General features: G+C 70.8%; 11 protein-coding genes. 9 read left to right on the forward strand and 2 right to left on the reverse strand.

Features of this window, described 5'->3' with window-relative positions:
• Nucleotides 1-71 precede the first annotated feature (71 nt).
• The 5 genes from AC5LSR_RS03485 (at nucleotide 72) to AC5LSR_RS03505 (ending at nucleotide 6,142) form a co-directional block, all read left to right on the forward strand.
• A complete protein-coding gene (locus tag AC5LSR_RS03485; protein WP_445548213.1) occupies nucleotides 72-1,364 on the forward strand; it encodes a beta-ketoacyl-[acyl-carrier-protein] synthase family protein in 1,293 nt (430 codons plus the stop codon).
• Entirely contained in the window at nucleotides 1,361-2,635 is a 1,275-nt protein-coding gene (locus AC5LSR_RS03490; RefSeq protein WP_250280895.1) for a beta-ketoacyl synthase N-terminal-like domain-containing protein, read from the forward strand. Before AC5LSR_RS03485 ends, AC5LSR_RS03490 begins: the two co-directional genes overlap by 4 nt.
• The gene (locus AC5LSR_RS03495) at nucleotides 2,632-3,471 is read left to right on the forward strand and encodes an ester cyclase (protein WP_250280893.1); all 840 of its coding nucleotides are present in this window, start codon (nucleotides 2,632-2,634) and stop codon (nucleotides 3,469-3,471) included. Before AC5LSR_RS03490 ends, AC5LSR_RS03495 begins: the two co-directional genes overlap by 4 nt.
• 72 nt (nucleotides 3,472-3,543) lie before the next feature.
• Nucleotides 3,544-4,704, forward strand: coding sequence for a glycosyltransferase (locus AC5LSR_RS03500; RefSeq protein WP_250280891.1), 1,161 nt, complete (start codon nucleotides 3,544-3,546; stop codon nucleotides 4,702-4,704).
• A gap of 22 nt (nucleotides 4,705-4,726) precedes the next feature.
• Nucleotides 4,727-6,142, forward strand: coding sequence for an FAD-dependent monooxygenase (locus tag AC5LSR_RS03505; RefSeq protein ID WP_493468131.1), 1,416 nt, complete (start codon nucleotides 4,727-4,729; stop codon nucleotides 6,140-6,142).
• A gap of 138 nt (nucleotides 6,143-6,280) precedes the next feature.
• Here the strand turns inward: AC5LSR_RS03505 and AC5LSR_RS03510 are convergent, their stop codons facing one another.
• Nucleotides 6,281-6,976: a hypothetical protein gene (locus AC5LSR_RS03510; protein ID WP_250283650.1), complete on the reverse strand. Its 696-nt coding sequence runs from the start codon at nucleotides 6,974-6,976 to the stop codon at nucleotides 6,281-6,283.
• A gap of 1 nt (nucleotide 6,977) precedes the next feature.
• Entirely contained in the window at nucleotides 6,978-7,604 is a 627-nt protein-coding gene (locus AC5LSR_RS03515) for an RNA polymerase sigma factor (RefSeq protein WP_250283652.1), read from the reverse strand.
• A 172-nt stretch (nucleotides 7,605-7,776) separates the two neighbouring features.
• On the opposite strand from AC5LSR_RS03515, the gene AC5LSR_RS03520 reads away from it, so the two are divergent.
• The 4 genes from AC5LSR_RS03520 to AC5LSR_RS03535 all read left to right on the forward strand — a co-directional run bounded on the left by AC5LSR_RS03520 (nucleotide 7,777) and on the right by AC5LSR_RS03535 (nucleotide 11,139).
• Nucleotides 7,777-8,043, forward strand: a complete 267-nt coding sequence (locus AC5LSR_RS03520) for a type II toxin-antitoxin system Phd/YefM family antitoxin (protein WP_250283654.1) — start codon at nucleotides 7,777-7,779, stop codon at nucleotides 8,041-8,043.
• Complete coding sequence (locus tag AC5LSR_RS03525; RefSeq protein WP_250283656.1) at nucleotides 8,040-8,318, forward strand: type II toxin-antitoxin system RelE family toxin; 279 nt, start codon at nucleotides 8,040-8,042, stop codon at nucleotides 8,316-8,318. The genes AC5LSR_RS03520 and AC5LSR_RS03525 overlap by 4 nt, the downstream gene beginning before the upstream one ends.
• A gap of 79 nt (nucleotides 8,319-8,397) precedes the next feature.
• On the forward strand, nucleotides 8,398-8,844 hold the full coding sequence (locus AC5LSR_RS03530) for a hypothetical protein (protein ID WP_250289750.1): 447 nt from the start codon (nucleotides 8,398-8,400) through the stop codon (nucleotides 8,842-8,844).
• 150 nt (nucleotides 8,845-8,994) lie between these two features.
• Entirely contained in the window at nucleotides 8,995-11,139 is a 2,145-nt protein-coding gene (locus AC5LSR_RS03535; RefSeq protein WP_250283660.1) for a glycosyltransferase family 39 protein, read from the forward strand.
• The last annotated feature ends 139 nt before the right edge of the window (nucleotides 11,140-11,278 follow it).

Genomic DNA, 11,278 nt, shown 5'->3' on the forward strand with positions numbered 1-11,278 from the left:
CCCAGCCCTGGCCCAGCCCGCGGCACCCGCCGCGGAACACCCGTGAGAAACACCCCGTGAAGGAGCCGGAAGTGAGAAGGACGGCCATAACCGGCATCGGCGTGGTCGCGCCGGGAGGCACTGTCCGCAAGGAGTTCTGGGACCTGCTGACCGAGGGCCGGACGGCTACCAGGCGTCTGTCGTTCTTCGACCCGACGCAGTTCCGCTCGCAGATCGCCGCCGAATGCGACTTCGACCCGGCCGCGGCGGGCCTGACCCCGCAGGAGATCGCCCGCAACGACCGCTTCGTGCAGTTCGCTCTCGCGGCCGCGACCGAGGCCGTGGCCGACAGCGGTCTGGAGCTCGGCAGGGACGGCGCCGACAGCGCCGACGCCGCCGACGCCGGCGGTCCGGTGGTGGCCGTCAGCATGGGCAGCGCGGTCGGCGCCACCACCCGGCTGGAGGACGAGTACGTCGTCGCCAGCGACAGCGGGCGCGACTGGCTCGTCGATCCCGTCTACGCCTCGTCGTTCCTTTATCACGCTCTGGTTCCCAGCTGTCTGGCCACCGAGGTGGCCTGCCGCTTCTCCGCCCACGGCCCGGCGCACGTGGTCTCCACGGGCTGCACCTCCGGGATCGACGCGGTCGGGTACGGCCACCAGCTCATCGCCGACGGCGAGGCCGACATCGTGATCGCGGGTGCGACGGACGCGCCGCTGTCCCCGATCTCCATCGCCTGCTTCGACGCGATCCGCGCGACGTCGGCCCGCAACGACGACCCCGAGCACGCGTCCCGGCCGTTCGACGCCAGCCGGGACGGGTTCGTCATGGGTGAGGGCTCCGCCGTGCTCATCCTGGAGGAGCTCGAGCACGCCCGGGCCCGGGGCGCGCACGTGTACTGCGAGATCACCGGCTACGCCGCCCGTTCGAACGCCTTCCACATGACCGGCCTGAAGGCCGACGGCCTCGACATGGCCGAAGCGATCTCGGACGCCCTGCGGCAGGGCCGTACCGACCCGACCAGGGTCGGCTACGTCAACGCGCACGGCTCCGGGACCAAGCAGAACGACCGCCACGAGACGGCCGCGTTCAAGAAGTCGCTCGGGCCGCACGCCTACGACGTCCCGGTGAGCTCGATCAAGTCCATGGTCGGCCACTCCCTCGGAGCGATCGGCGCCATCGAGATCGCCGCCTGCGCCCTGGCGATCGAGAACCGGGTGGTCCCGCCCACGGCCAACTGGTCCAGCCGGGACCCCGAGTGCGACCTGGACTACGTGCCGAACATCGCCCGCGAGTACGACGTCGACGTGGCGCTGTCGGTCGGCAGCGGCTTCGGTGGGTTCCAGTCGGCCATCGTGCTCGACCGCGGACGAGGTGACCGGTGAGCGCCACCCGCGCCGGGCTGCGTCCTGTCATCACCGGCATCGGGGCGGTCACCCCCAGCGGCATCGGGACCGAGGAGCACTGGCGTTCCACGCTGCGCGGTGAGCTGCGGGTGGGGCCGATCGCCAGCTTCGACGCCAGCCGGTACGCCACCACGCTCGCCGGTGAGGTGACCGGCTTCGACCCCGCCGACCACATCGGCGGCCGGATCATCCTGCAGACCGACCGGTGGACGTGGCTGGGCATGGCCGCGACCGGGTTCGCGCTGACCGACGCCGCCTATGACCCGGCAGCGCATGACCCGTACGCGACCTCGGTGGTGTTCGGGGCGGGTTCCGGCGGCAACGACTTCGGCCAGCGGGAGCTCCAGCGGCTGTGGAGCCGGGGCCGCCAGGCCGTGAGCGTCTACCAGTCCATCGCCTGGTTCTACGCGGCGACCACCGGCCAGGCCTCCATCCAGCACGGCGTCAAGGGGCCGTCCGGGGTCGTGGTCTCCGACGGCGCCGGCGGTCTCGACAGCCTGGCGCAGGCGCGGCGGACCATCAGGCGCGGGACGCCGGTGGTGCTCGCCGGCGGCGCCGAAGCCGGCCTCACCCCCTACGCGCTGACCTGCCAGATCACGGGCGGGCGCCTGTCCACCAGCCGTGAGCCACACGGCGGCTACAAGCCGTTCGACCGCGAGGCGGGCGGCCACGTGCCCGCCGAGGGCGGCGCGACGCTCGTCGTGGAGGACCCGGCGTCCGCGGCGGCCCGCGGCGCGCCGAGGGTGTACGCCGAGATCGCCGGGTACGCGGCGACCCACGACGCCCACCACCACCGCGACCCGTCGCCGGATCCGCGCTGGTACGCCGAGGCCATGCGCCGGGCGCTCGCCGACGCGCGGCTCACCCCGGCCGACGTCGACGTGATCTTCGCGGACGGCGCGGGTTCCCGCGACCTCGACGAGCTCGAGGCGCGCGCGATCCATACCGCCTTCGGCGCGCACGCCGAGCGGGTCCCGGTCACCGCCCCCCAGGGCCTGACCGGGCGGATGTGCGCGGGCGGCTCGGCCCTGGCCGCCGTCAACGCCGTCCTGTCCATCCGGGACGGGGTGATCCCGGCGGTGGGCAACCTCGACGACCCGGCGCCGGAGTACCGCCTCGATCTCGTCCGGGTGCCCCGGGAGACCCCGGTACGGGTCGCCATGGTCAACGCCCGCGGCTACGGCGGCTTCAACAGCTCGCTGATCCTGCGGGCCGTCGACCCCGCGACCACGGACGGAGGAACCCGATGATCAGAGCGACGCTGCGCATGCTCGTCCGTCCCGACCGGGAGCAGGACTTCGTCGACGCCTGGGAGAAGATCGCCTCGGTGGTCCGCCGGACGCCGGGAAACCTGCGCCAGAGCCTCCTGCGCACCGGCCCCCGCGAATTTGTGATCACCAGCGACTGGGACAGCCCGGAAGCATTCCAGAAATTCGAGCGGAGCCCGGAACAGGACATCCTTACCGCACCCCTGCGCGAACTTCGGGAAAGCGCGAGAATGGAAATCTCGGAAATCGTCCTGCATGTCGAGAAAGAAGACCCGGAAATTTCTTCGGAAAGAGCGGAATCCGCTGTCGACAGGCGGGTCGAGGCCAACCGGAGAACGATTCTCGAGCACTTCCGGTCACTGGAGCGCGGGGACGTCGACGCCGCCGTGTCGGCCTTCGCGCCGGACATGGTCAACCACCGGCTCCAGCCGGGCAGCCCCCCGGGGCGTGACGGGCTGGCCCAGACCCTGGCAGTCGTGCTGCGCGCCTTCCCGACCGCGACCTGGACGGTCGAGAGCATCGTCGCGGACACCGAGAACGTCGTGGCGAAACTGGCGGTCGAGGGCGAGGCACAAGACGTGATCATGGGTGTGCGGGCGGCCGGCCAGCGGGTCACCTGGCGGCACATCCACTGGTTCCGCATATCGGACGGCACGGTGGTCGAGCACGACGCCATCCGTGACGACCGCGGCCTGCTGCGCCAACTCGGCGTGGGCACGGGGGGAACGCATTCCGGCGGGCTCGGCGTCAGTCTGCCGGGAGGTACTCGCACGCTCCAGCCGGATACCGGTGACCGCGACCCGGCGTTCACCGCCTGAAACGGGATGCCGGCCCGGGACGACCGTCGCGGGCCGTGTCCCCACACCTGTCACACCCGTAAGGAGCAGTTCGTGCGAGTGCTCTTCACCACTTCTCCGGTCCACGGTCATCTCTTTCCGCTGGTTCCGCTCGCGCACGCGCTGCGGGCGGCCGGCGACGACGTCCTGGTCGCCGCGCCGGCGAACTTCACCGGCGCCATCACCGAGGCCGCGCTGCCGGCGGGGCCGACCGCGCCGTCGGTCGACTTCCTCACGATCATGACCAGGGAGCGGGACGGCCGGCCGGTGCCGCCCGCGACAAACGCCGCGGAACGCAACGAGGGCACCGGCCGGGCCTGGGGACGCCTGACCGCCGCCACCCTGCCGTACACGCTGGAACTGGTGGAGCGCTGGCGCCCGGACGTCATCATCAGCGAACCGACCGAGCACGCGGGCCAGCTCGCCGCCGAGACGCACGGCCTACCCTGGGTCGAACACGGCTGGGGTGTGACGACGATGCCCGAGGCCCGGCCGCCCGCCCGCGACGAGCTCACGCCGGAACTCGCCGGCCTGGGCCTGACGGACCTGCCCGAACCCATGCTGCGCCTGCACCCGTGCCCGCCGAGCCTGCGGCCCGCGGACCCGCCCGGATCCCGCGACCGGCACATCCGCTACGTCCCCTACAGCGGAGCCGCCGCGCTGCCCGAGTGGATCCTCAGGCGGACGGAGCGGCCCCGGGTCACCCTGGCCGTCGGCAGCAGCCTGGTCAGGGCCGCCTTCCGGAACCTCGCGGAAACGCTGGCGGAGGTCGCCGCCGTCCTGCACGGCCTCGGCATCGAGGTCGTGGCCGGCCTGGAGGACCCGATCAGCCCCGGCTGGACGCTGCCGCTGCCGGCCGGCGCCCCCACCGGCCTGCTCCCGCTGCACCTGGTCGCACCCACCAGTGACCTTGTCGTCCACCACGGGCGCTCCGGGGCGACGCTGACCGCGGTGACAGCGGGCCTGCCGCAGCTCGCGCTGCCGCGGTTCGCGGACCAGTTCGACAACGCCGCGCGCATCAGCGCCGCCGGCGCGGGCCGGCAGCTGCTGGGGGAAGGCGTCACGGCCGAGTCGGTGGTCGCGGCCTGCCGCGACCTGCTCGACACCCCCTCGTACCGGGACAGGGCGGCGGCGCTCTCCGCCGAGAACGCCGCCCAGCCGACGCCCACCGACGTCGTCGCGGTCATCCACGACCTCACCGCCGCCCTGGTCTGACCAAACGGGAGCAGCTTTCATCATGGAGACAGATTTCTGCGTCATCGGCGCCGGCCCAGCCGGGCTCAGCCTGTCGCTGCTGCTGGTGCGATCCGGCGCCCGGGTTGTCCTCGTCGAACGGGCGACGTCGTTCGACCGCGAGTACCGCGGCGAGATCCTCCAGCCCGGAGGCGCGCTGATACTGGACCAGCTGGGTGTTCTCGACGGCGCCCGCAAACGGGGCCACTACGAGTGCTCGCGCTTCCGTATCGTCTCCGGCGGACGCCCCCTGTTCCAGGCCGAGTACGACCAGATCGAACCGCCGTACAACCACTTCCTCAGCATCCCGCAGCCGAACGTCCTGGAAGAGCTCTTCGACGCCTGCAAACAGTACGACCGCTTCGAGTATCTCGACGGCCGGTCACCGAGCGGGCTGCTCCTGGACGGCGAGCGCGTCGTCGGCGTCACCCTGCCGGACGGCGACACCGAACAGCGGATCGACGCCCGGTGCGTGATAGCCGCGGACGGGCGGCACTCGAGGACCCGGCGGCTGGCCGACATCACATTCACCAAGATCGACACCTTCGACTACGACATGGTGTGGTTCAAACTGCCCGCCCCGCAACGGCACGGCCCCGAGGTGACGGTCTTCCAGGGCGACGGCAACCCGATCATCGTCTACGACGCCTACCCCGACAGCCTCCAGCTGGGCTGGACGCTCCCGCGGCGCAGCTACCGGTCGCTGGCCCAGCACGGGATCGAGCACATCAAGGAACAGATCCGCCAGTCCGTTCCCCGCTACGCCGACCTGATCACCAAGTACATCAACGTGCCCGGTGACCTCGCGGTGCTGGACGTGTTCGCCGGTTTCGCCGACACCTGGGCCCGGGACGGCCTGCTGCTCATCGGGGACGCCGCGCACACGCACGGCCCCATCGGCGGCCAGGGGATCAACCTCGCGATCCAGGACGCGGCACTCGCGCATCCGATCCTCGTCTCGGCGCTGGCCGCCGGCAGCTTCGACCGCGACACGCTCGGCCAGTTCGAGCAACAGCGGCGGCCGGTCGTGGAAACGGTCACGCAGATGCAGGCCAGGCAGGCCAAACTGCTGTTCGCCCGCCCCGGTAACCCCCCGCCCGACCTGTCCGCCGAACACGGCGGCCCCGGTGGGCACGGCGGGAACGGGCACGGGCACGGCGGCCCTCCGGCCGGCCCGCCCACTGAACACAGCGGCCCCTCAGCCGGCCCGGCCGCCGGACACGGCGGGCCGCCGGCCGCCCCGGACACCGGACGCGGTGGCCCCCCGACCGGCCCAGGTGCCGGCGGCAGGCCCGGGCCCGGCGGCCCGCCTGCCGGCGGTGGCCCCGGCCGCGGCGGCCCGCCGCTCGTCGTCAACGCGTCCCCGGTGGCCTTCGGCACCCAGCGTGTCTCAGCCCGCACCGACCTCTTCGTCGACTGATCTCCTCGTCGACGGCATACACGTCATCCGGTAATTTCCCCCAGCAACCGGTCTCGTTCATCAAAAAACTGAAAACCAGATTCCTGGACAGATGCGGTGACCGTTCTTGCGTCGAGACGGTCACCGCATCTGTCAGCATCATTCCGTGTGCGGCACTATGATCACGGTCGACTGGTCGTGGTTGAAGGAAAGGCTGGCGCAGGGCCGGCCCACGGCCCACGGCTGGCCGAAGCCGCTGTCGTCGATCCGCCAGGACTGTAGGCCGTAGGAATCCAACTTCTGCCGGACTATACTGATGATCTCGCTGCGGGGGCGGCAGTGATCCGCCCGTACCGCGGTCACCACGTCATTCTGGAAAGCGGCGAAGCTGCGCGCGGAATCAGACACTCCCATGAACGGCCGCAGCCCCAGCGTGCGGCAGGCGTTTTTCGACGGAAACACCGCGACAGCCCCACCCGAGGTAAGGCAGGCGACGATTTCTGACGGTGCTTTCATTCCGGTGGACCGCCACACCTGCCGGCAGGATTCTACTGGGTCCGTCACCCCGCCGCCGACAATGTCCGTGTCACCGTGAAGACTCACCGTCTTATAACATGACACCGTCATAGCCTGGGTCGCCACATCACCAGGAAGCAGTCCTCGGCCGGCGGCCGTCCCAAGAACAGCCACCACGGCCACAGCCGGAACGACTATCAGCTTTCGCCGCCACCACGGCCTCCGGGCCGGCTCGGAAGTCGCCGCGACGTGGCGTTCGAGCAGTTCCTGGCGCTGTGCCAGCCGCTCCGCCGGGATGGCCCGTTGCGGCGGAAGCCACGGAAAATCCAGATCGGACATGTCACGCCCCTTCCCGACCGTGTCGGCCTGTGACCGGTGTCGCCGTGTCAACGGATTCCTGGAACGCGCCCGTCCCCGCGGCCCGGGTCTTCGCGAGCCGGGCGCGGGCACGGGCCAGCCGCGACCGGACCGTTCCCACCGGAACGCCCAGAGCGACCGCGGCTTCTGCATAACTCAGACCGGCCATCGCCACCAGGGCGACGACATCCCGCTCACCACGGTTCAGGACCGCGAGCTCACGCAGAATGTCCTGCATCCGTTGCTCGTCGTCGAGCCGTGCCACCACCTCGTCGGCGGGATCGGGCTCCACATCCGGGGGCGGCAGTCGGTACAGCGCCGCGTCGTAACGACGAGTGGCCCGCGTCTGGTTGCGCACCACGTTCGTCGCCACCCCGAGCAGCCACGGGCGCAACGAGCCGGAGAGAGCAACCGCGTCGGCCCGCCGCCGCCACGCCTCCAGGAAGACCACGGACGTCGCGTCCTCCGCACCGCTCCACGAACCGAGCCGGCGGAAGCAGTAGGTGTAGACGGCGCTGGAGTGCGCGCGGAACAAAAGCCCGAACGCCGTCCCGTCCCCGGACCGGGCCCGCGCAAGCAGCTCACCGTCATCAGCCGGCTCAGGCGTCATCGATCGCTCTCATACCTCGTAATGTCCGCACGAGCCCGTCAGGTTCCCAGCGAACCACCACCTCCAGGACGGAAGCTTCGGCGACTCGCGGGGCTGTGGAGAGGCCCACGACCGTTGCCAGGGACGGGGAGCGGAGTGGACATCGGACGATCAATGAGCCACAATTGTGGCCATGACGATCGAGTCTCTCCGTATGGTCCGTGACCACCTGTCCGAGTTCGTTGATCGGGTCGAACACCAGCACGAACGGATCGTGCTGACCCGTAACGGCCACGCCGCCGCCGTGCTGATCAGCCCCGAAGACCTCGCCCAACTGGAAGAGACCATCGACGTCCTGCGCGACTCACAGGCACTGGCCGACATCCGCGAGGCCGACCGGGCCTACGCCAGCGGCGACGTCCTGCGCGGCACAGCGGCCGTACGCGACCTGCTCAGGTGAACGGCGACGACTACGAGCTCGTCCTCACCCCACCAGCCCGACGCGCGTTTACCGACCAACTGCCCGAAGCCGTCGCGACCGCGGCCGTGGAGTTTCTCACCACCGCTCTGGTCGAAGCTCCACGCAGAGCAGGCAAACCCCTGCGCTTCGATCTCGAAGGAATATGGGCGGCCCGCCGAGGCACCTATCGCATCCTCTATCGGATCAATGACGACAAGCACGACGTCGTCGTCCTCCGCCTCGAGCACCGCCGGGATGCCTACCGACCGCTGTGACCCGCTACCGATTTTCTTCGCCCATGGCGAACCGCCCACGGCAGGAGGGGGCGGATGGGCATCTTTGCACTCGCGGCTCATGAAGATACGCAGCCATCGTGACGACGCTCCGCTGTGGTGGACACACGAGGACAACCGCCAGATCAGTTTCACGTCCGTTCGTCCACGCGAGGTGTTCGAGAACTACGACGCGGGTTTCGCCCTTGGGCTGGCGTGTCCCGGCATGATCGCGGGAACCGCTACCGATCCTGATACCGGGATCGTCTTTCTCCGCTTGTCACACGCACGGTCCCGATTGTGGGCCTCCTTCGCGGACGACCCGGAGGACCAGGGATACGAAGTCCTCCAGTGCGGGCCACGCCGGTTGTGGGAGGAGCTGGAGGCCGCCTACCAGTGGTGGATCAAGGCTGGTAGGCCGAGGTTCCACCGCTTCGGCATGACCGTCACCCCACACGGCCAGGAAGCCTGGCTCGGCACCCCGGGCCACATCGTCTCGCCCGTCCAGCGGCCGGCCGCCTGGAACTGAGCAAACCTGACCTGGGCGGACCTGGACAGGCTCTCAGTCGGCTCCCAGGCTCGCATCAGGTCAGCGTCAGGCTGAAACCCCACTATCAGGTCCCATGACGGTGGCTCCCGACCTTCGACAGCAGCCCGGACCGACGGCGAGGATCCGGCCATGACCACGACCGTTCCCGAGCGGGCGGGCATTCCGCCCGCCCCGGCCGCGGCACCCGGCCGCCCCGGCGCCGGTTCCCGGGCGGGGGGCCGGTGGGCGCGAAGCCTCCTGCGCGGCCGGGAGAGCGATCCGGCATGGGTGCGTCCCGCGCTGCTCGCCCTGCTGGCCGGGACGGCCGTGCTCTACATCTGGGGGCTCGGCGCCTCCGGCTGGGCGAACAGTTTCTACAGCGCCGCCGTCCAGGCAGGGTCGTCGAACCTGACGGCGTTCTTCTTCGGCTCCTCGGACGCCGCGAACTTCATCACCGTGGACAAGCCACCGGCATCACTGTGGGTGATGGACATCTCGGTGCGTATCTTCGGGCTGAGCTCGTGGAGCGTGCTCGTCCCGCAGGCGCTGGAAGGTGTCGCCGCCGTCGGGGTGCTGTACGTGACCGTCCGGCGCTGGTTCTCCCCGGCCGCGGCGCTGCTGTCCGCGGCCGTGTTCGCGCTGACACCGGCCGCGGTGCTGATGTTCCGGTTCAACAACCCCGACGCGCTGCTCGTCCTGCTGCTGCTCCTCGGCGCCTACGCGACCGTCCGGGCGGCGGAGACGGGCAGCGCCAGATGGCTGGTCTGGGCGGGGGTCTTCGTCGGGTTCGGCTTCCTCGCGAAGATGATGCAGGCGTTCCTGGTCGTGCCGGTCTTCGCGGCCACCTACCTGCTGGCCGCGCCGATATCGCTGCGGCGCAGGATCGGTCGGCTGTTGCTGTCCGGGGTGGCGATGTTCGTCGCCGCCGGCTGGTGGGTGGCGGCCGTGGAGCTGTGGCCGAAGGGCTCCCGGCCCTACGTCGGCGGCTCGCAGAACAACAGCATCCTCAACCTCATCTTCGGCTACAACGGCTTCGGACGGCTCAACGGCAACGAGGCCGGCAGCGTCGGCGGAGGCGGCGGCACCGGCGGCCGCTGGGGGGAGACCGGCCTGACCAGGATGTTCAACACGGAGATGGGCGGGCAGATCTCCTGGCTCATCCCCGCGGCACTGATCATCATGGTGGCCGTGATCGCGATGCGCGGGCGCGCCCCACGCACCGACCGGACCAGGGCCGCGCTGCTGCTCTGGGGCGGCTGGCTGGTCGTCACCGGCGTCACCCTGAGCCTCGCCAAAGGGATCATCCACCCCTACTACACGATCGCGCTCGCGCCGGCGGCCGCGGCCGTCGTCGGCATCGGCGGCGTCCACCTGTGGCGCGAACGCGACCGGCTCGGGTCCTGCCTGGTCCTGGCGGCCGCGGTCACCGCCACGACGGCGTGGTCGTACGTCCTGCTGCACCGGACGCCCGACTGGCAGCCGTGGCTGCGAGCGCTCGTGATCGCTGTCGGTGCCGTGGCGATCGTCACGCTGATCCTCACGCTGGTGCTTCCCGCGCGTCCGGCACGTCGCGCCGCGACGGTGCTGGCCGCCGCCGGCATCCTGGTGACGCTGATCGGGCCCGCGGCCTACGCGGCCGAGACGGCCGCCACCCCCCACACCGGCGCCCTCCCGTCGGCGGGGCCCACCAGCGGCTTCGGCGGCGGCCCTCGCGGCGGAGGTTTCGGCGGGGGAGGCTTCGGTGGCGGCGTCCGGATGAACGGTCCGGGCGGGGGCGTCCCGCAGGGGATGCCACCAGGCGGCACAACAGGCCAGGGCGGCACGACGGGAGGCCAGGGCGGCACGACGGGCCAGGGGGGTGCGACGGGCCTGGGTGGCGGCTTCGGCCAGCAGGGTGCGGCGATGTTCGGCCGGGGCAGAGGCCTCGGGGGCCTGCTCGACGCCGGGACGCCGAACGCCGAACTGGTGACCGCGCTCACCCAGAACGCCGAGCGCTACACCTGGGTCGCGGCCACCATCGGATCCAACTCCGCCGCCGGCGTCCAGCTCGCCACCCGTGCACCGGTGATGGCCATCGGCGGCTTCAACGGGACCGACCCGGCCCCCTCGCTGGCCCAGTTCCAGGAGTACGTCGAAGCCGGAAAGATCCATTACTTCCTCGCCGGCGGTGGCATGGGCCGCGGTGGCGGCTCCGGCGGCACCGCCAGCGCGATCACCACATGGGTCCGGCAGACCTTCACCACGACCACGATCGGCGGCACGACCGTCTACGACCTGACCAGGCCAGCCGCATAAAGTAATCACCGCACAGCATCTCCGGAACAGGACCGGGGCACGGGCCTCCCGGCGACGCGAAAAGCGCTTTTCGCGTCGCCGGGAGGCCTTCTTCCATTTTTCAGCTTCTTTCCACTTTTCAGCTGCCAGTTTTCAGCTG

The organism is Protofrankia sp. CiP1_Cm_nod4, assembly GCF_982290645.1.